This window comes from Dactylosporangium sp. NPDC050688 (assembly GCF_040654515.1).
Taxonomy (GTDB): Bacteria; Actinomycetota; Actinomycetes; order Mycobacteriales; family Micromonosporaceae; genus Dactylosporangium.
Window position 1 is genome coordinate 1 of the sequence record NZ_JBFAIC010000071.1, and the last position, 20,481, is coordinate 20,481.

The 20,481-nt window shown below is 71.2% G+C and carries 14 protein-coding genes; 7 read left to right on the forward strand and 7 right to left on the reverse strand.

Features of this window, described 5'->3' with window-relative positions:
• Together AB0H83_RS42525 and AB0H83_RS42530 are read left to right on the forward strand one after the other, a co-directional pair.
• The coding region (locus tag AB0H83_RS42525; protein ID WP_360106346.1) for a hypothetical protein at nt 1-211 on the forward strand (211 nt) is incomplete at its 5' end.
• A gap of 86 nt (nt 212-297) precedes the next feature.
• Nucleotides 298-612 carry a DUF3817 domain-containing protein gene (locus AB0H83_RS42530; RefSeq protein WP_360106348.1) on the forward strand — a complete coding sequence of 105 codons (315 nt, stop codon included), beginning with the start codon at nt 298-300 and terminating at the stop codon, nt 610-612.
• A gap of 38 nt (nt 613-650) precedes the next feature.
• Here the strand turns inward: AB0H83_RS42530 and AB0H83_RS42535 are convergent, their stop codons facing one another.
• Genes AB0H83_RS42535 through AB0H83_RS42555 form a run of 5 tightly spaced genes read right to left on the reverse strand, consistent with a single transcriptional unit; the run spans nt 651 to nt 6,687 of the window.
• The gene (locus tag AB0H83_RS42535; protein ID WP_360106351.1) at nt 651-1,274 is read right to left on the reverse strand and encodes a ricin-type beta-trefoil lectin domain protein; all 624 of its coding nucleotides are present in this window, start codon (nt 1,272-1,274) and stop codon (nt 651-653) included.
• Between the two features lie 16 nt (nt 1,275-1,290).
• The gene (locus AB0H83_RS42540; protein ID WP_360106354.1) at nt 1,291-3,000 is read right to left on the reverse strand and encodes a glycoside hydrolase family 13 protein; all 1,710 of its coding nucleotides are present in this window, start codon (nt 2,998-3,000) and stop codon (nt 1,291-1,293) included.
• Nucleotides 2,997-3,875 carry a sugar ABC transporter permease gene (locus tag AB0H83_RS42545; protein WP_360106357.1) on the reverse strand — a complete coding sequence of 293 codons (879 nt, stop codon included), beginning with the start codon at nt 3,873-3,875 and terminating at the stop codon, nt 2,997-2,999. Before AB0H83_RS42545 ends, AB0H83_RS42540 begins: the two co-directional genes overlap by 4 nt.
• Before the next feature lie 29 nt (nt 3,876-3,904).
• On the reverse strand, nt 3,905-5,434 hold the full coding sequence (locus tag AB0H83_RS42550; protein WP_360106360.1) for an ABC transporter permease subunit: 1,530 nt from the start codon (nt 5,432-5,434) through the stop codon (nt 3,905-3,907).
• Nucleotides 5,435-5,436: 2 nt separating this feature from the next.
• Nucleotides 5,437-6,687, reverse strand: coding sequence for a maltose ABC transporter substrate-binding protein (locus AB0H83_RS42555; protein WP_360106363.1), 1,251 nt, complete (start codon nt 6,685-6,687; stop codon nt 5,437-5,439).
• Between the two features lie 299 nt (nt 6,688-6,986).
• Here AB0H83_RS42555 and AB0H83_RS42560 point away from each other — a divergent pair, with 299 nt between their 5' ends.
• The 4 genes from AB0H83_RS42560 to AB0H83_RS42575 all read left to right on the forward strand — a co-directional run bounded on the left by AB0H83_RS42560 (nt 6,987) and on the right by AB0H83_RS42575 (nt 12,227).
• The gene (locus AB0H83_RS42560; RefSeq protein WP_360106367.1) at nt 6,987-8,000 is read left to right on the forward strand and encodes a LacI family DNA-binding transcriptional regulator; all 1,014 of its coding nucleotides are present in this window, start codon (nt 6,987-6,989) and stop codon (nt 7,998-8,000) included.
• 55 nt (nt 8,001-8,055) lie between these two features.
• Nucleotides 8,056-9,573 (forward strand): glycoside hydrolase family 13 protein, encoded by a 1,518-nt coding sequence (locus tag AB0H83_RS42565; protein WP_360106370.1) that lies wholly within the window; start codon nt 8,056-8,058, stop codon nt 9,571-9,573.
• 73 nt (nt 9,574-9,646) lie between these two features.
• Nucleotides 9,647-10,588: a hypothetical protein gene (locus tag AB0H83_RS42570; protein ID WP_360106373.1), complete on the forward strand. Its 942-nt coding sequence runs from the start codon at nt 9,647-9,649 to the stop codon at nt 10,586-10,588.
• A gap of 4 nt (nt 10,589-10,592) precedes the next feature.
• A complete protein-coding gene (locus AB0H83_RS42575; protein WP_360106376.1) occupies nt 10,593-12,227 on the forward strand; it encodes an insulinase family protein in 1,635 nt (544 codons plus the stop codon).
• Nucleotides 12,228-12,784: 557 nt separating this feature from the next.
• On the opposite strand, the gene AB0H83_RS42580 is transcribed toward AB0H83_RS42575, so the two are convergent.
• Both AB0H83_RS42580 and AB0H83_RS42585 read right to left on the reverse strand, forming a co-directional pair.
• Nucleotides 12,785-14,884 carry a carbohydrate-binding module family 20 domain-containing protein gene (locus AB0H83_RS42580; RefSeq protein WP_360106379.1) on the reverse strand — a complete coding sequence of 700 codons (2,100 nt, stop codon included), beginning with the start codon at nt 14,882-14,884 and terminating at the stop codon, nt 12,785-12,787.
• Nucleotides 14,885-14,904: 20 nt separating this feature from the next.
• Nucleotides 14,905-17,835, reverse strand: a complete 2,931-nt coding sequence (locus AB0H83_RS42585) for a carbohydrate binding domain-containing protein (RefSeq protein WP_360106382.1) — start codon at nt 17,833-17,835, stop codon at nt 14,905-14,907.
• Between the two features lie 399 nt (nt 17,836-18,234).
• Between AB0H83_RS42585 and AB0H83_RS42590 the strand changes: the two genes are divergently transcribed.
• The gene (locus AB0H83_RS42590; protein ID WP_360106385.1) at nt 18,235-20,295 is read left to right on the forward strand and encodes a carbohydrate-binding module family 20 domain-containing protein; all 2,061 of its coding nucleotides are present in this window, start codon (nt 18,235-18,237) and stop codon (nt 20,293-20,295) included.
• Nucleotides 20,296-20,481 lie beyond the last annotated feature (186 nt).

A 20,481-nucleotide genomic window follows, 5' to 3' on the forward strand; every position in this document is an offset into this window, starting at 1 on the left:
CGGCTCGCACTACGAGGAGTCGGACTTCACCTCCTACGACCACTCCGCCGCCGAGACCGACCACATCTTCGCCGCCGAGGGCAGCGAGTCCTACAACGCCAGCGAGTACCACCAGCTCGACGCCCTCCAGGCCCGCCTGAACAGCACGTTCGCGTCGGCCACCCAGATCAGCACCGGCGGCGCCGGCGAACTCGGCATGGCCTCCAACTGACACACCCGCAGCCCCTGGCGTGAGGCCGGTCACCAAACATGGTGACCGGCCTCAGCCATGTGCGCACGAGGGTGGACGCTCTACCGGTGAACAACACTGCCGCACGGGTGTTCCGGCTCGCCGCGATCGGGGAGGCGTGCTCCTGGCTCGGCCTGCTGGTCGGGATGCTCTTCAAGTACGTCGTGGCCGAGAACGAGATCGGGGTCAAGATCTTCGGGCCGGTCCACGGCGCCATGTTCGTCGCGTATCTGGCCGCGCTGCTGTGGGTCGCGGTGAAAGAACGGTGGGGGCTGGGACGGATCGCCCTGGGCGCGGTCGCGTCGATCCCGCCGTTCACCACGCTGCTGTTCGAACTGTGGGTGGAGCGGGTCAGGCGCGCCCCGGCCATGGAACGCGCCTGACCAAAGACAAGGCCAGCGACAAGGCCAAAGGACAAGGCTCAGGCAGGCAGGGTCCAGCGCTGGTTCTGGCCCGTGCCGCACGCCCAGATCTGCAGCTGGGTGCCGTCGGCCGAGCTGGGCCCGGTGGCGTCCAGGCACTTGCCGAGGGCCCGCAGCGTGCCGTCGCCCGGCGCCGTCCACGTCTGGGCCGCGGTGCCGTTGCAGTCGTACAGCTGCACCTTCGTACCGTTGGCGGAGTTCGCGGCGGCGACGTCGAGGCACTTGCCGAGGGCGCGCAGCGTGCCGTCCGTGCCGACGGTCCACGACTGGGCGGCGGTGCCGTTGCAGGTCCACAGTTGGATCTTCGTGCCGTTGGCCGGGTTGGCGCCGGCGACGTCGACGCACTTGGCTCCGTAGCCGGTGATCGGGCCGACCCGCGTCGACGGGGTACCGCTGCTGGCGCCCTCCCACAGGTAGGTGCCGACGGTTTTGGCCGGCAGGGTGCTGCTGACCTGCTGGGTGCCGACGCGCAGCGTGAACGCCTGGTTGCCGTTCGTCTGGTTGACCACCACGGCGACGAGCGTGCCGTCGGGGTTGAGGAACGCGACGTTGGTGACGGTGCCGGTGCTGCCGTAGCCGGTGGCGACCCGCTTCGCGCCGGGCTTCACGAACTTCGAGGCCAACCTGTCAATACGTTGCCTACCCGACCGACCACACCTGGAAGGTCGGGCCGTCGGTGGGGATCTCCGCCGCGCCGCCGTACAGGTTGACCGCACCCTCGAACCCGGCGACACGCACCGGCGCGCCCGGCGCCCGGCGGGCCACGACGAGGATCCGCTCTCCGGGGCTCTCCCGCCAGAACGCGATCGTGTCGGCGTCGGCGTGCGCGACCCGCATCCCGCCGTGGCGCAGCGCCGGGTGGGCGCGGCGCAGGCCGAGCAGCGCCCGGTACCGGGCCAGGGTCGGCCGGTGCCAGCTGTCCTCGTCGTGCCACGGCATGGTGCGCCGGGACTCCTCGCCGTTGGTGCCGGTCAGGCCGAGCTCGTCGCCGGCGAAGACCATCGGCACGCCCGGCAGGGTGGCCAGGAGCCCGGCGGCCACCTCCACCCGGTCCGGGTCGCCCACGACGGTCCGCACGCGGGGCGTGTCGTGGGTGCTCAGCGCCGTCCACGAGTGCGTCCACGACCGCCACGACATGCTGGCCGAGACCGAGCGCATCGACCGCACCACGGCGTCGCCGCCGCGGAACGGCACCCCGCCGGGGACCCCGAGGAAGTCCGGCAGGCCCAGGTCGGGGGCGCGCAGCCAGGTCCACAGCGGGCGGGTGAACCCGGCGTAGTTCATCGTGCCCTGCCAGCCGTCCAGGTCCAGGTCGCCGCCGGCGCCGTGGGCGTGCTCGGCGACGAGCATCGCGTCGGGGCGCACGTCGCGCACGGCTCGGGCGACGAGCCGCGACACCTCGTGGGTGAGGTCGTCGGTGCCGTGCCGGCCGGTCATGTTGGCCACGTCGACCCGCCAGCCGTCGAGGTGCTCGAGCCACCGCTGCAGCGGGTCGACGAACGCCTTGCGCAGGCCGGTGGAGTTCCAGTTGAGCTTCGGCAGGCTCGGTACGCCCAGCCAGGACGCGTACCCGCCGTCCGGGAAACGGTAGTAGCGGTCCTGCGCGGCCGGGTCCAGGAACCACTCGTGCCGGTCGCCGGTGTGGTTGGTGGTGATGTCGCCGATGAGCCGCATCCCGCGGGCGTGCAGGGCGCCGGCGAGCCGGGCGAGGGCCGCGTCGCCGCCCAGCAGCGGGTCGACGGCGTCGAACGTGGACGCGTCGTAGCGGTGGTTGGAGCCGGCCGGGAAGAACGGCGTCAGGTACACGGTGTCGCAGCCCAGCGACTGGATGTGGTCCAGCCGGCCGGCGATGCCGTCGAGGTCGCCACCGTACACCTGCCGCCCGGTCAGCTCGCCGCGCCCGACGACGGCGGCGTCCCAGCCGCACGGCACCGCCCACGCCGGCAGGGCGCGCTCGGGCCATGCCAGCGAGCGGGCGAACCGGTCGGGGAAGATCTGGTAGACGCTCGCGTCACGGATCCAGGCCGCCGGCGCCGGGTGTGCCACCAGCCGGAAGTCCGTGGCGTCGGAGACCTCGTGGTCCGCCGGGCCGGCCGCGGTGTACCAGTGCTCGTCGACCAGGAAGCGGTACGGGGTGACCGGATTGCGCACCGGCAGGGTGGCCCGCCACCACAGCTCGTCGCCGCGGCGCTCGGCGGTCGCCTCGCTGAAGCGCGGCTCGCCGTCCAGGACGGAGCGCACGTGCACCTGCGAGACGCCGGGCGAGGTGCGCAGGTAGACCTCGACGTCGTCGCCCGGCTGCGGGGACTGGTCGGGCACGTGCAGCGCCGAGCCGTCGTGGTGGATCACCCCTTCACCGCCCCGGCGGTCAGGCCCGACACGATGTAGCGCTGCAGCGACTGGAAGACCAGCACGGTCGGGATCGCGGTGAGCAGCGAGCCGGCGCAGAACATGCCGAAGTTGGCGTTGCGCTGCCCGGCGATGAGACCGTACAGGCCGACCGCGAGGGTCTTGGAGTCGTCGGAGCGCAGGAACACGTTCGCCAGCAGGACCTCGTTGATCGTGCCGATGAACCCGAGCAGCGCGGTGACGGCGAGGATCGGCGCGATCAGCGGCAGCGTGATCCGGAAGAACGTCTGCGCGTGGGTGGCGCCGTCCATCACCGCGGACTCGTCCAGCTCCCGGGGCACCGTGTCCAGGAAACCCTTCATGAGCCAGGTGTTCACGCCGAGCGCGCCGCCGAGGTACAGCAGCATCAGGCCCCACGGGGTGTCCAGCCCGAACGCGGGGTAGAAGTCACCGATCTCGGCGAAGATCAGGTAGATCGTGACGACCGCGAGGAACTGCGGGAACATCTGGATGAGCAGCAGCGCCATCAGCCCGACCCGCCGGCCGGCGAACCGCATCCGGGAGAAGGCGTACGCGGCGAGCACCGACAGGAACACGGCGGCGGCCGCGGCGATGCTGGCGATGACGACCGAGTTGACGTACCACCGGCCGAACGCGGTCGTGCCGAACAGGTCCGCGAAGTTCGCCGTGCTGGCCCCGGTCGGGTACAGCTCGGTGGAGCTCAGCGAGCCGACCGGGTTGAACGCGGCGGACACCACGAACACGATCGGGAAGAGCGAGAACATCACGGCGGCGATCCCGACCGCGTGCCGCCACCCGAGCCTGCGCATCCACTTCGTCATACCGTTGCCCCTGGTGCGCCTCGGCACGGTCATGCCGTCACCTCGGCGGTGCGTCGGCGCGGTCATGAGTACACCTCCTCCTGCTTGCGGCTGCGGCGGAAGCCGATCAGCGACACGATCGCCACGATGGCGAAGATGTAGACCGAGATGGCCGCGGCGAAGCCGAACTGGGCGCCGGAGCCGCCGAACGCCAGCCGGTACGTGTAGGTGATGAGCAGGTCCGTGGCGCCGACGGTGGAGTCGTCGGGCGGGAACGGGCCGCCCTCGGTGGTCAGGTAGATCGCGTTGAAGTTGTTGAAGTTGAACGCGAACGACGCGATCAGCAGCGGCGTCAGCGCGACCAGCAGCAGCGGCAGGGTGACCCGCTTGAAGCGCTGCAGCACCGAGGCGCCGTCGATGGTGGCGGCCTCCGTCATCTCCTTCGGGATCGCCTGTAGCGCGCCGGTGGCGACGAGGAACATGTACGGGTACCCCATCCACATCTGCACGAGGATGACCGCGAGGCGCGCCGTCCACGGCTGGCCGAACCAGTCGACATCGATGCCGAAGAACCGGTTCACCAGCCCGAACTGCTGGTTGAACAGGTCCCGCCAGACCAGCAGCATGGCGAAGCCCGGCATCGCGTACGGCAGCACCAGCAGCACCCGGTAGAAGCTGCGGCCGCGCAGCTTGGCGTTGAGCGCCAGGGCGCAGCCGAGCCCGAGGCCGAACGTGACGAGCACCGAGGCGATCGCGAACGCGAAGTTCCACGCGAGGGTGCCCAGGAAGTGCCCGGAGATGCGGGAGTCGGTGAGGACGCGGGTGAAGTTGCTCAGCCCGACGGACACCTTCCAGCCCTGCGGGAGCCGGTCGCCGTCGGCGGCGACGAAACTGCCGGAGTCGTTGTCGGCCCTCCACTGCCTGCCGGTGCCGCGGTCGGTGACGCAGTCGCAGCCCGGGTCGTAGAACTGGGTGGCCTGGCCGTTGTACGCGCGGGTGAGGCCGGACGCGCGGACCGCGCCCTCGCCGGTCGGCACGCTGAAGGCCAGGATGTCGTCGTTGCGCAGGTTGGCCTCGCCGAGGCTCAGCAGGGTGTAGCCGTCGGCGGCGACGATCCTGCCGCCCTCGACGGTGAACTGCGCCGGGTGCAGCCCGGTGCCGTCGCCGACGAACGTCGCGCCGGCCTTGTCGACCAGCAGGAAGACGATGGCGCCCTCCCGGGTGGCGACGGCGAGGTCGTACTCCATGGAGCCGGGGACCTGCTTCACCGACGCGCCCTGCACGGCGGTGATCGCCTCGGCCTTGCTGCCGCGATGCCCGTCGCCGTAGTTGGTGAACGCGGTGCTGGCGGTGTAGAGCACCGGCAGCGCCTGGAAGGCGAGCAGGAAGACGGTGCCGGGCACCAGGTACTTGGCGGCGATGTGCCGCGGGGTCAGGTAGACGTAGAAGAGCAGTGCGGTGGTCGCGGCGAGCACCGCGAGCCAGCCCCAGGCATGGGCGTCGACCAGCGGGAGGGCGGCCGCGATCGCCAACGCCAGCCCGGCGCCGAGCAGGGCGATCTTGATGGTGGGGCCGGCGAGCGAGCCGCCTCCCCGCTGGATCGTCGTCGTCATCGTTACTTGTTGATCGCTTCGGTGATCGCCTTGCCGGCGGCGGCCAGCGTCGTCTGCACGTCGGCACCGCCGATGATCGCGGCCTCAGCCTTACCGAACGGGTCCCACACCGCGGCCATGGCCGGGATCGCGGGGAGCACGGCGCCGCCCTTGCCGGCGTCGAGCCACTTCTGGATGTCGGGGTCGCTGCCCTTGACCTGGTCGAGCGCGGCGACGAGCGCCGGCGGGCGCGGGTTGGCCTGGTACAGCGCGACCTGCAGGTCGGGCTTGGTCAGGTGGTTGGTGATGAACTCGTTGGCCAGGGCCTTGCTCTTGCCCTTGCTGGCCACGTAGAACGCCTGCACGCCGACGAACGGCTGGGCGGGCTTGCCACCGGCGAACGCCGGGATCGGGGTGATGTCGTACTTGACGCCGGCCTTCTTGATGTCGGCGACGGCCCACGGGCCGGAGATGAGGAACGCGGTCTTGCCGCCGGTGAACGTGGGGATCGCGTTGTCGCCGGTGACCGAGCGGGTCAGCGCGCCGCTGCCCTTCTCACCGAGGGCGGCGATCTTCTTGAACGCCTCGACCGACGCGGGCTTGTCCACGCCGAGGTCGGCGGGGTCGTAGTCGCCGTTGGGCTTCTGCCCGAACAGGTAACCGCCGGCGGAGGTGTACAGCGGGTACGCGTGGTACGCGTCGCCGTTGGGGCCGACCTGCAGCGACATGATGTTGGTGACCTTGCCGGCGGTCTTCAGCGTCTGCCCGGCCTTGACGAGGTCCTCGATCGACGCGGGCGCGGCGGGCGCCAGGTCGGTGTTGCGGATGAGCGCGAGGTTCTCGATCGCGTATGGCACGCCGTAGAGCTGGCCGTTGAACGTGACGGCCTTGACCGCGACCTCGGCGAACGCCGACTTCTGCGCGTCGGGCAGCTGCACCGGGTCGATCGCGCCGTTCTGGACCAGGTTGCCGATCCAGTCGTGCGCGCCGACCACGATGTCCGGGCCCTTGCCGGACTGCGAGGCGGTCACGAAGTTGGTCTGCAGGTCCTTGGAGACGGCCTGGACCTGGACGGTGACGCCGTTGTCCTTGCCGAACTTCTCGGCGAACGGCTTGAGCGCCGCGGCGCGCTGGTCGTCGGCCCAGATGGTGAGGGTGCCGCCGGCGGCCTTCGACTCCGTCGACGACGGGCTGCTCGTGTCGCCGTCGCCGCAGGCGGTGAGTGCTAACGACAGAGCCGCAAGGGTGACGACACCCGTGATGCGGATGCGCATGGGGATTTCTCCTGTTCGGACAGGGGTGTGCCTCATCGCCGCGGCTTCGGGCGGGCCCGTCGAGGGCCGCACGGCTGGGACCGCGGTGCAAAGGCGTGCAAGGTGTGCAGGGGGTGTTGCGCGGTCTCCTCACGGAGCCACGTGGCAATGCCAGAACGGGGTGTGCGGCGTACGGGTGTCGGGTCGCGATTCCAACGACACCCGTACTCCGTGGCCGAACGCTAGCAAGACCTTGCTGTGAATGAAAGACCTTGCATCGACCTTTCACAAACCGCGGTTCGATGCTTTACAGTCGCCCTATGTCCACCGAGCCACCCCGTGCCCGGCTCGCTGACATCGCCCGGCAGGCGGAGGTCAGCGAGGCGACGGTGTCCCGCGTGCTCAACAACCGCGCCGGCGTCAGCGCGGACACGCGGCAGGCCGTCCTCACCGCGCTCGACGTGCTCGGCTACGAGCGCCCCGAGCGGTTGCGCAAGCGCAGCGCGGGCCTCGTCGGGCTGGTCACGCCCGAGCTGGAGAACCCCATCTTCCCGCTCTTCGCCCAGATCATCGAGTCGGCACTGGCGCAGCACGGCTTCACCCCGGTGCTGTGCACGCAGACCCCGGGCGGCGTGACCGAGGACGAGTATGTCGAGATGCTGCTGGACCGGTCCGTGGCCGGGATCATCTTCATCTCCGGCCTGCACGCCGACACCACGGCCGACCACGACCGCTACCGCAAGCTGATCGACCGGCCCCTGCCGATCGTGATGATCACCGGATACGTCGCGGGCCTCGACGCGCCCTGCATCTCCTGCGACGACCGGCTCGCCAGCCAGACGGCGGTCGACCACCTGGCCTCCCTTGGCCACACCCGTATCGGCCTCATCTCGGGCCCCGACCGTTACCTGCCGGTGCAGCGCAAGCTCACCGGATACCGCGCGGCGATGCAGCGCCACGGCCTCGACGAGATGGTCGAGCTGTCCCTCTTCGGCGTCGAGGGCGGCGCCGCCGCGGCCGACCGGCTCATCGCGCGCGGCGCGACCGGGCTCGTCTGCGGCTCCGACCTGATGGCGCTCGGCGCGATCCGCGCCGCCCGCGCCCGCGGCCTGTCGGTGCCCAAGGACGTCTCCGTGGTCGGTTACGACGACTCGCTGCTCATCGCCTTCACCGACCCGCCGCTGACGACCCTGCGGCAGCCGGTCCGGGCGATGTCCAACGCCGCCGTGCGGGCCCTCGTCGACACCATCAACGGGCAGCCGACTCCGCACTCGGAGTTCCTCTTCAACCCCGAGCTCGTGGTCCGCGGCTCGACGGGCATCGTCGCCCGCTGACGTCTTCTTTCATCGCTCGTCATCCTCCGGCCTTCAGTGCAAGGGACCCTTCACCGTGCCTTCTTCCAACTGGTGGCGTACCGCTGCCATTTACGAGATCTACGTCCGCAGCTTCGCCGACGGCAACGGCGACGGCGAGGGCGACCTCATCGGGCTGCGGGAGCGGCTGCCGTACCTCAAGGACCTCGGCGTCGACGCGATCTGGCTGACGCCGTTCTACCGCTCCCCGATGGTCGACGGCGGCTACGACGTCGCCGACTACCGCGACGTGGACCCGATGTTCGGCACCCTCGCCGACTTCGACGCGATGCTCGCCGCGGCGCACGCCCTGGACATCCGGGTCATCGTCGACATCGTGCCCAACCACACCTCGGCGCAGCACGCCTGGTTCACCGAGGCGCTGGCCTCGCCGCCCGGGTCCCTCGCCCGCGACCGGTACATCTTCCGGAACAGCGGCGATGAGCCGCCGAACGACTGGGAGTCCATCTTCGGCGGCCGCGCCTGGACCCGTACCCCGGACGGCGAGTGGTACCTGCACCTGTTCGACCCCGGCCAGCCCGACCTGAACTGGGACAACGCCGACGTGCGCGCCGAGTTCGAGTCGGTGCTGCGCTTCTGGCTCGACCGGGGCGTCGACGGTTTCCGCGTCGACGTCGCCCACGGCATGGTCAAGGAGGCCGGCCTGCCGTCCGTCGGGCACCCGCAGCAGATCGGGCTGCTCGGCCGGGAGCCGCTGCCGTACTTCGACCAGGACGGCGTGCACGAGATCTACCGCGCCTGGCGCAAGATCCTCGACTCCTACCCCGGCGACCGCATGGCCGTCGCCGAGGCGTGGGCGTCGACCCCGCTGCGGCTGGCCCGGTACGTCGCCCCCGACGAGCTGCACCAGGCGTTCAACTTCGACTTCCTCGCCGCGCCCTGGTCCGCCCGCGAGCTGCGCGCCACGATCGACGCCTGCATCGAGGCCGCCGACAGCGTGGGCGCGCCGACCACCTGGGTCCTGTCCAACCACGACAAGCCCCGCCACGTGACCCGCTTCGGCTCCCCCGGCACCGCCCGCGCCGCGGCGCTGCTCATGCTGGCCCTGCCCGGCGCGGTCTACCTGTACCAGGGCGAGGAGCTGGGCCTGCCGGAGGTGCTGGACCTGCCCGCCGAAGCCCGCCAGGACCCCGTGTGGCACCGCTCCGGCGGCACCGACCCGGGCCGCGACGGCTGCCGCGTGCCGCTGCCCTGGGACGCTTCCCTGCCGGCGTACGGCTTCTCGACGACCGGCCGCTCCTGGCTCCCCCAGCCCGACTGGGCCGGCCTGGCCGCCTCGGCGCAGCAGGGCGTGCCGTCGTCGTTCCTGGAGCTGTACCGCACGGCCCTGCGCCTGCGCCGCACCTTCACCGGCCCGCTCACCTGGCACGACTCCCCCGCCGGCGTGCTGGACTTCACCCGCGACGGCGTCCGCTGCGTGGTCAACCTGTCCGGTGCCGCCGTCCCGGTCCCGGCGGGCTCCGTCGTCCTGGCCAGCGGCGACCTGCTCGACGGGACGCTGCCGCCCGACGCGGCGGTCTGGCTGCGCGCGTAGGTCGTCGGGCCGTCCCGATGCCTGCCCTCCCGGGGGGCATCGGGACGGCGCCCGCTCGCATATGCTCCGCGCCGTGCCGTTTCAGATGCCGGTGCCGGAGAGCCAGCCGGCCGACCTCTTCACCGAGCTGCGGCGGCTCACCGCCGACGCCGACCGGGGTGACTGGCCGGCCGTCGCGGCGTTCCTCGGCGGCCTGCGCAGCCTCGACGACCTCGCGGTGGCGTGCGGCCAGGTGGAGGACCGCCTGAGTGACCAGATGCTCCAGCGGGTGCCGGTCGGCGACCCGTCCTGGGCGATGGCGTACACCATCCTCGGGGTCCGCACCGTCCGCCACGGCTGGAACATCCGCGGCACCGGCTGGGCCCGCAGCGTGACCCGGCAGCAGTGGACCGGCTTCTACGAGTACCTCAACCGGGCCGAGCAGATCCTCATCGAGGTCACCGCGCGCGACCCGCGGCAGGGTTACGCGTGGCTGGAGCGGATGATCATCTGCCGGGGCATCTCGCTCGGCCACGACGAGGCCCGCCGGCGCTACGACCGGCTCGGCGCGCACCACCCGCACGCGTACATCGCCGGATACCACCTCGTGCAGCAGCTGCAGCCGAAGTGGGGCGGCTCGTGGGAGAAGGTGTCCGAGTTCGGCGCCGAGCTGCTGCGCACCGCCCCGGCCGGGTCGCTCGGGCTGCTGGCGGTCCTCGCCGGGCACATGGAGCGGTACCAGGCCGCCGGCTCCGACGCCGAGGGCACGGCGCTCCTGCGCGCCCCGGCCGTCGTCGCGCAGATCCACCAGGTCGCCGACCAGACCGTCCGGCACCCCGCGTTCCAGGGCGGCTACCGGTTCCACACCGCGCACGACTACTTCGCGATGCTGTTCTCCCTCATCGGCGACCACGCGGCCGCGGCGCCGCACTTCCGGGCCCTGGCCGGGCGGCGCACCCCGCTCTGGGCGTCGTACTTCGGCAACCCCGGAACCACGTACGCCAACCTCCGTGACCGCGCGCTGGCGAGAGGCTGATCCCGTGCTGCACCGCACCGACGTCGACGGCGTCCCGACGCTGCTCGCGCCGAGCTCCGGCCCGATGACCGCCGGGCTGACCTTCCGGGTCGGCCTGGCCGACGAGGGCGCCGCCCGCATCGGCATCACGCACCTCGTCGAGCATCTCGCGCTGCACCGGCACGGCGTCGCCGACTACCACTACAACGGCGCCACCGGCAGCGTCGTCACCCACTTCCACATGCAGGGCAGCGAGCGCGACATCGTCACGTACCTGGAGATGGTCTGCGACTCCCTCGCCGACCTGCCGGTGCAGCGGCTGGAGACCGAAAAGGCGATCCTGCGCACCGAGGCGGGCGGGCGCGGAGGCGGCGTCAACCAGCTGCTGCCGATGTGGCGGCACGGCGCCCAGCACTACGGTCTGGTCAGCTACCCCGAGTGGGGCATCGACCGGCTCGGCCCCGACGACGTGCGGGCCTGGGCGAACGCCTGGTTCACCCGCGCGAACGCGGTGCTGTGGATCTCCGGCGACCGGGTCCCGCCGGGCCTGCGGCTGCGGCTGCCGGCCGGGACGCTCCGCCCGGTGCCGGTCGCTTCGACGGTGCTGCCGGCGACACCGGCGTACTTCACCGGCGTCCCCGGCGGCGTCGTCTTCGACGGCGTCATGCGCCGGCACGTGGCCGGTTCGGTGTTCGCCCTGATGCTGGAGCGGGAGCTGTTCCGGTCGCTGCGGCAGGAGAGCGGCCTGTCGTACGCGGCGAGCGCCGCCTACGACCCGCGCGGCGACGGTATGGCGGTGGTCACCGCGTTCGCCGACGCGCTGCCGGAGAAGCAGGGCGCGGTCGTCGGCGGTTTCGTCGACGTCCTCGCCGGGTTCCGGGTCGGCCGGATCACCCAGACCGAGCTCGACACGGTCCGCGCGAAACGCGACGAGGCGCTGCGCCACCCCGACGCGCCCGCCGGCCGGCTGCCGGGCCTGGCCACCGACCTGCTCACCGGCGCGCGGCTGCGCACCCTCGACGAGCTGCGCGCCCAGCTGTACGCCGTCACCCTCGACGACGTGCACGGCGCCGCCCTGCAGGTCCTCGGCTCAGGGCTGCTGCAGGTGCCGCCCGGCAGCCGCGCCGACTGGGCCGGGTTCGCGGCGGCGCCGACGACGTCCACGGACACGGTCCCCGGACACACGTACCGGGCGGTCGACGGCTCCGGCGCTTCGCTCGTCCTCGGCGCTGACGGGGTCAGCATCGTCGAGGGCGAGTGCCGGGCGACGGTCCGCTACCGCTCCTGCGCGGTGGTGCACGCGTGGCCGGACGGCGCGCGGCAGCTGATCGGCCTGGACGGGATCGCGGTGCTGGTCGAGCCGGCCCTGTTCGCCGCGCCCGCCGACACCGCCGCCCGCATCGACCGGTCCGTGGACCCGTCGATCGTCCTGCCGATGCCGGCCCGCAACCCGCACGACGTCCCCCGCCCGTCGCCAGCACCCGCCACCGGCACGTTCCCACCGTCCACCGGCACGTTTCCAGCCTCCGCCGGCGGGCTCCCGCCGGCGACCGGAGTGATCCCGCAGACCGTCGCGGTGCTCCCGCCCGATGGTGCGTTCCCGCCCTTCACCGGCAGGTTCTCGCCGTCGACCGGCACGCTTCCGCCGGCTTCACGCTAGTCCGACGCGATCCAAGGACGGCCCTGGTCATCCGGGCGACCACTCCGCGCCCTCGATCAAGGCCCGAAGCCCAAGGCGCCCCGCAGCCGTCCTCGTGCCCCCTCAGCCGTCCCCGTGTCCCCCGGCGTCGCTCGGCACCGCCCCATGCCGCTTGGACCGGGCGAAACCAGCGCTCAGACCGTGATCTCGCCGCCGCCGACCGCCCCGCCCCATGATCGAAGGACGGCCCTGGCCATCCGGACGACCACTCCACGCCGTTGATCAAGACCCCCGTGATCCAAGGCGCCCCGCGGCCGTCCTCGTGCCCCCTCAGCCGTCCCCATGTCCCCTCGGCGTCGTCCGGCACCGCATCATATCCCCCAAACCGGGCGGAACCGGCGCTCAGACCGTGATCTCGCCGCCGCCGGTCGCCCCGGCCGTGATCGAAGGAGCGGAGTGGTCATCCGGGCGACCAATCCCGTCCTTCGATCACGGCCCCGTCGGTCGGGGCAGGACGCACGAGGGAATGGCGGATCCGGCAGAGGGCTGCCGGATCCGCCGTTCGAGCGGGGCGGGACCTACTTCCAGGTGGCGTTGACGGTCTGGTTGGCGGTGCCGGTGTTCAGGGTGCGGTTGGCGCCGCTCTCCCAGGTGACGTTGCCCGAGCCGTCCTTCTTGATGAACTTGTACTCGACCGCGGTGTTGGCCGGCATGGTAACCGTGCCGGACCAGACGGGGTAGCCGGCCGAGGAGAGGGCGACCGCGTTCGCCGTGTTCCAGGAGCCCAGGGCGGCGATGGAGCCGACGACGTACACGTTCTGGCCCAGGACCGTGGTGACCGTGGCGTTGAAGGTGACCACCGGCTGGGTGGTCGTGGAGCCGTTCCAGGTGGTGTTGATGGTGCCCGTGCCGCCGGCCGGGACGGTGTACGTGTGGTTGCTGCCCGGCTCCCAGGTGACGGCGCCCGCGGCGGTCTTGGTGATGAACTTGTACTCGATGGCGGTGTTCGCCGGCAGGGCGACCGTCGTGGTCCAGGCGGAGCCGGCGGCGGTCATCGGGATGGCGTTGGCGGTGTTCCAGGAGCCGAGCGCCGCGACCGAGCCGACCAGGTAGACGGGGTTGCCGGTGGGGGCGCCGGTCACGGTGAAGGCGACCCCGGACGGCACGGGCGACGAGGTGGACGGGGTCGGCGACGGGGTGCCGCCGGTGACGCGGGCGTTGGCGTGGATGGCGACGGCGTCCTTGGCGTTCGCGCCGACGGTGGCCTGGCCGGAGCCGTTGACGGTGACGGTCGGGCCGCTGCACGAGGAGGTCGAGGCGGTGTAGTCGCCGTGGATGACGTCGCAGTACGTGCCGGCGGGCAGGCCGGTGCTGAAGGTGCGCGAGGCGACCGAGCCGCCGCCGTTGTTGATGAGGGTCCAGCCGAGCGCGCCGCGGGAGAAGGCGATCGCGTTCGAGCCGTCGCTCCACCAGTTGCCGACGGTCGAGCTCGCGCGGGTGGCGTTGTGGAAGCCGACCATGTTGCGGATCGAGCGCTGGCGGTGCTGGCACTCCCAGCCGCTGCCGCAGGTGACGGCGGTGACGTAGCCGTTGGCGTCGGCCGGCGGGGAGGCCTCGGTGTTGGTGAAGCTGAAGGAGCTCATCACGTTGGGGGTGCCGTAGTTCCAGGCCAGCATGAAGACGGTGGCGAGGGTGTCGGTGCTGCCGTTCTTGTAGCTGAGGGTGGAGCCGTTGCGCTCGGTGTCGTGGTTGGACACGAACGCGGTCGCCTTGTCCGAGGGCCGCAGGCCCCAGCTGGTACCGAAGGTCTGCAGGTTGGCGATGTTGCCGGTGAACTGGTTCTTGAGGTTGGTGGCGTAGTTGAACTCGAGCACGCCGCCGGTGGCCTCGTAGGCGGCCATGGACAGGTTGCCGCTGCCGCCGGGCATGACCTCCTGTGCCCAGTACACGTTGGGGTTGGTGAGCTTGCCCTTGATGGCGGCGAGGTCGGCCTGGGCCATGTGCTTGGCCGCGTCGATGCGGAAGCCGTCGACGCCGACGCTGAGCAGGTCGTTGAGGTACCCGGCGATCTTCGTGCGCACGTAGTCGGTCTCGGTGGCGAGGTCCGACAGGCCGACGAGCTGGCAGTTCCAGACCTCGGTCTGGTTGTTCCAGTCGTGGATCTGGTTGTCGGCCTGGGGGCAGGCGCCGCCGTTGTGGTGAAAGTCGTTGTACCCGTAACCGGCGCTCGGGTAGCTGTAGTTGTTGGTGAAGGACGCCGGGCCGTACGCGGTCGTCGAGGACTGGTTGGCACCGGTCATGTGGTTGATGACGGCGTCGACGTACACCTTGACGCCCGCCGCGTGACAGGTGTTGACCATCGAGACGAACTGGGCGCGGGTGCCCATGCGGCTGTTGAGGTCGTACGCGGCCGGCTGGTAGATGTCCCACCACGGGTGGCCGGCGACGCTGATCGAGTCCTCCGGCGGCGCGACCTGCACGGCGCCGTAGCCGGCCGGGCCGAGGACGTTGGTGCACTCGGTGGCGATCGACGTCCAGGGCCACAGCCACAGGTTGGCGATGACGTCGTCAGCGGCGGTGGAGGCGTCGGCGGAGCGGTCGGCGGACAGGACCGGGTAGGTGAGCGCGCCGGCGACGGCCAGCGCGACCGCGCCGATACTGAACAGTCTTTTCTTCACAGGGTGTCTCCCGAGGGGTGTCAGCGGAGGTAGGGGCCGGCGGTGCCGACCTTGCCCGGCGCGGGGTTGCCGGGCAGCGACAGCACGTAGACGCGCATGGCGCCCTTGGTGGTCACGGTGGCGGTGAGGGTGCCGTTGGCGACGGTCTGCACGTCACCGGTGACGGCGTCGGTGTACGTGCCGCTGGGGATGCCGGTGAACGTGGCGGTGCTGGAGATGGCGACGAGGACGAAGCTGTCCACGCTGCCGGCGGTGTAGCGGCGCTTGTAGGCGATGCCGCCGGAGACGCCCGCGGTGGAGTACTGCCCCATCTGCAGTGCCGGCACCGCGCGGCGGATCTGGTTGAGCCGCTGGACGTGCTGGACCAGCGGTTTGCTCAGGGTGGTGGCGACCGGGCCGCTGGCGCTGGCGACGGTGCCGTACCCGGACGCGACGACCGACCCTTCGACGTACGAGCCGAAGTACGCGCGGCCCGTGTTCGCCAGCGGGCAGGTCGGGCCGCAGTCGATCTGCTTGCCGGCCTGGAACTCGACCTCCGAGCCGTAGTAGAGGACCGGGACGCCGCGGAACGTCCACATCAGGTCCATGTTCTCGGCCCACGCGTCCGTCCCGCCGGCGTAGCGGGTGGTGGACTTGTTGGGGCCGTAGTCGTGCGAGTCCACGTACACGGCGTTGTACGTGGCGTCGTTGACGCTGTCGTCGGAGTCCTTGCCGTTGTTGAAGGCGTTGGCGGCGTCACCGAAGTTCATGTGCATCCGCATGTCGATGATGTTCATGCCGGAGAACTGGCTGTGGTCCGGCGCGTGGTAGAGGTTGCCTCCGGTGCCGCTGAGGAACGCGTTGGTGGACGTCGGCTGGTTGCCGGTGCCCTGCAGGTTCTCGTAGTTGAACTGCTCCAGGGCCGCGGTCGTGTCGTCCGCGCTGTAGGTGCGCCGCTCCTTCCAGGTGTAGAACTGCGCGGAGTGGTTGACCGAGCCGCGGTTCCACTTGTCGTTGACGAACGCGGCGACCTCGCCGAAGACGTAGAAGTCCTGGGCCTTGGCCGCACCGTACTTCTGGGTGAGGCGCTGCTGGAGGGCTGGCAGGAAGCGCCGGTTCCAGGTGACCCGCGGGATGTGCACGGCGGTGTCGACGCGGAAGCCGTCCACCCCCATGTCGATGTAGGAGTTGTACGCGTCGATGAGGTACTGCTGCACGACTGGGTTCTCGGTGTTGAAGTCGGCGAGGTCGTCGTGCAGCCAGCAGGAGCGGGCGTCCTCGCCCTCCCAGTTGCCGATCCAGCACTGGTGGTAGAGGGAGGCGGGGAACATCTTCGCGGTCGGGCTGGGCCACTGGCAGTGGTGGTTGGCGGAGCCCTCAGGGCTGAACGTGCCGTTGGTCTGGCCGTAGTTGGGGCAGGTGTTGCCGGCCGGCGCGGTGGTCGACCACAGGTCGCCGTTGTAGGCGCGGCCGAGGGAGTTCTCGTTGAGCGGGTTGTAGGTGGCGCCGGGGACCTTCTCGCTGTACATCCAGTCCCACTGCCCGTCGCGGGCGCCCCACACGGTCGGCACGTACAGGCCCTTGGCGCCCCACCGGGAGCTGTGGTTGTAGACCACGTCCTGGTAGATCTTCAGGCCCTTGGCGTGCGCGCTGTTGATGAGGTCCTGGTACGAGGCGCCGGGCGACTCCAGCCGCGGGTCGACGCGGAAGAAGTCCCAGCCGTGGTAGCCGTGGTAGTCGTAGTCGGAGCGATTGAGCACGACCGGCGTGATCCAGATGGCGGAGAAGCCGAGGGCCTTGATGTAGTCGAGCTTGTCGACGAGGCCCTTGAAGTCGCCGCGGAACATCGGGTCGTTGTTGGCGGCGTTGCCGGACTTGACGTGCTGGCTGCCGCCGCGGTCGTTGGACGTGTCACCGTCGTAGAAGCGGGCGGTGAGCACGAAGTAGATGCTCTCCTTGCGCGGGTCGCCGCCGAGCATCGAGCCGCCCGCCGGCAGCGGTGGCACGTCGCCGGTGATGACGGTGACGGTGCTGGACGCGCCGGAGAGGTTGCCGGCGGAGTCGACGGCTCTCACGGTGTACGTGTAGCTCGTGCGCGGACTGAGGCTGCCGTCGATGTACCCGTTGGTCGAGCTGGTCAGCAGGACGGGTCCCGGGGTGCGGGAGATCTGGTACCCGGTGACGCCCCGGTCGTCGGTCGAGGCGGTCCAGGCGAGGGTGACGGTGACGTGGTCGACGGTCGCGGTGACGCCGCCAGGCACGCTGGGCGGGGTCGTGTCGGGCGGGACCGCCGCGCACGGGTCGGTGGCGCCGCCGGTGACGACGCCGCCGGCGACCGTCGAGGTGCCGGCATTGATCCGGTAGTTGGCGCCGTTGTTGTTGTCCCAGGTGCCGGAGCCGTTGTTGAACACGGCCTGCATGCCGGTGGCGGCGCCGAGGGCGACGGTCTTCTTCACCCAGCCGGCGCAGGCGACCTCGTTCATCGCCACGCCGGGCACGGCGGTCCACGCCTCGCCGGTCGGCGCGTAGTGGATGTTCACCACCGGCCAGGTCTTGCCGGCGGTGGAGTAGAAGACGGTGGCGGTGTTGCCGGTGGGCGGCGGCGTGGTCGGGGTCGGCTGGCCGCCGCACGGGTTGCCGGTGCCGGCGACCCCGCCGGTGACGGTGACGTCGCCGGTGCCGAGCGCGTAGTTGCGGCCGGCGTTGTTGTCCCAGGTACCGGAGCCGTTGTTGAACACCACCTGCAGGCCGGTGGCGGATCCGAGGTCGATCGTCCTGCTGTACCAGCCGGTGCAGGCCGGCGTCATGGCCACGCCGGGCACGGGGGTCCAGGCGCCGCCGTTGGGCGCGTAGTGGATGTTGACGGTGCTCCAGGCCGCGGTGGGCTTGTAGTACACGGTGACCGTGGTGCCCGCGGCGGCGAGGGCAGGGACGACCAGGAGGGACGCCAGCAGCGTCAGGACGGTGAGCACAAGGGTTGCGTGCGGCGCGAAGCGCCGCACGGGGGGCGTGGGGTGGGAACCCCCCACTGCTCTTCCGGCCATCAGGCCGCTGCGGAAGTAAGCGGTTCTTCTGCGGGACACGGGGTGCTCCTTGCGTGCATCGATGCGGTGGCGGACCGACCGACGTGACAGCCCGGCAGGGCATGGCAACGCGTGGAGGAAGACTGATCTGACCGATTGACGTATGTCAAGCTTCTTGCAAAAATGACCAGCTTCTCACCGGACACATCGGGTTTGAGCTGCTGAAACGCCGATGCCACCTTGCAAAGATCAACAGGTCTTTACCGGCGGGTTACGGGGAAGCTAGCATCAGATCGCTCTTGCAAGGCTTTGCAACTTCTGCAAGTAACCTACAGTGGAGCGTATCCGTTGAAGCGTCCCCTTCTGCTCGCGGCGGTCCTTGCCCTGACCGCCGTCGGGCTCAGTGCCCTACCCGCCGAGGCGTCCGGCGACAGCGCCCGCAAGGACGTCACCGCACACCTCTTCCAATGGCCGTGGCGCGACGTCGCGCACGAGTGCCGCACCGTCCTCGGCCCCGCCGGCTACGCCGCCGTGCAGGTCACCCCGCCGCAGGAGCACGTCGAGTTACCCGCGCAGGGGTACCCGTGGTGGCAGGCGTACCAGCCGGTCAGCTACAAACTCGACAGCCGCTACGGCAACACCCGCGAGTTCGCCGGCATGGTCGAGACCTGCCACCGCGCCGGGGTCAAGGTCTACGTCGACGCCGTCGTCAACCACATGTCCGGCCAGACGGCCGGCGGCACCGGCAGCGGCGGCACCCGCTTCGGCAAGTACGACTACCCCGGCCTGTACGACACCACCGACTTCCACCACTGCGGCCGCGGCGACGACGACTGGATCCGCGACTGGAACGACGCGTGGGAGATCCAGCACTGCGAACTGCTGGGCCTGTCCGACCTCGCCACCGAGCAGGAGGACGTGCGCACGGACATCGCCGGCTACCTCAACGGCCTGATCCGCCTCGGCGTCGACGGCTTCCGCATCGACGCCGCCAAGCACGTCCCGGCCGCCGACCTCGCCGCGATCAAGGCCAAGCTCAAGCGGCCCGCGTACCTGTACCAGGAGGTGCTGGGCAACGCGCCGATCCCCAAGTCGGACTACCTGCCCGTCGGCGACGTCATCGAGGACGCGTACGGCCAGCAGATCAGCCGGGTGGTGAAGTCCGGCAAGCTCAGCTGGCTCGACCAGTTCGGCGAGGCATGGGGCTTCTCCCCCGCCGGCCGCGCCGTCGTGTACGTCGACAGCCACGACACCGAGCGGGACCAGAGCGGCGCGACGCTCACGTACAAGGACGGCCCCCTCTTCGCGATCGGCAACGCCTTCTCCCTGGCCTGGCCCTACGGCCACCCGCTGGTGCTGTCCAGCTACGGCTTCACCAGCACCGACGCGGGCCCGCCGGGCGCGAAGGCCGGCGGCGACCTGGGCGCGGTGCGCTGCGGCGGCGTCAGCAGCGGCCCCGGCGGCTGGCTCTGCCAGCACCAGGACACCGCGACGACGGGGCTGGTCGGCTTCCGCAACGCGGCCGGCACCGCGCCGGTCAGCCGCTGGTGGAGCAACGGCGACAACGCGATCGCGTTCGCCCGGGAGGGCCGCGGCTACATCGTGCTCAACCGGGAGAGCACCGCGGTCACCCGCACGTTCGACACGGGCCTGCCGGCGGGCGTCTACTGCGACGTCACCCGCGGCACCGTGCGCGGCAACCGCTGCACCGGCCCGACGGTGACGGTCGGCGCGGCCGGCGCGCTCACCACGACCGTGCCCGGCCTGAGCACCCTCGCCATCGACGTCAGGCACCGGGTGTCCCGCCCGGTCGCGGCGCCCGCGCCGGCGGTCAGCTTCTCCGCGTACGCCGTCGTCGCCCCCGGCGAGCGCCTCGTCCTGGTCGGCAACGCCCCCGCGCTCGGCGCCTGGGACCCGGCGAAGGGCGTGCCCCTGTCCGCCGCCGGCTACCCGCAGTGGACGGCCCGGGTGCAGGTCCCGGCCGGCACCGCGATCGAGTACAAGTACGTGAAGGTCGCCGCCGACGGCACCGTCACCTGGGAGAGCCGCCCCAACCGCACGGACACCGTGCCCGCCGACGGCTGGCTGTCCACATCGGACGGCTGGGAGGCCGGCGCCACCGTGCAGGCCGATGTGACGCTGCACGTCGCCGAGGAGCCGGGGCAGCAGCTGTACCTCGTCGGCGCCGCACCCTCGATCGGGTCGTGGAACCCGGCGAACGCGGTGCCGCTGACGAAGACGGCCGACGCGACGTGGACCGGCCAGGTGACCCTGCCGGGCTCGGCCGTCGTGGAGTACAAATACATCCGCAAGGACGCGGCCGGCGCCGTGGTCTGGGAGAGCGACCCGAACCGCACGGTGAGCACCCCGTCGGGCGGCACCATCACGCTGGACGAAACCTGGCGCTGACCCAGCCGAGGACCCCGCCGCCCGCCCCACCGCACCTGCCGGTGCCGGGCGGGCGGCGGAGGAACCGGCTCACGTCGTCACCTCCGCTGCGCTCCGGCGCCGCCGCGAGCCAACACTGCACCCATGGCGAGCGGCCCGAGCCGCTCCGCTGGCCACTCACACCGTCACCTCCGCTACGCCCCGGCG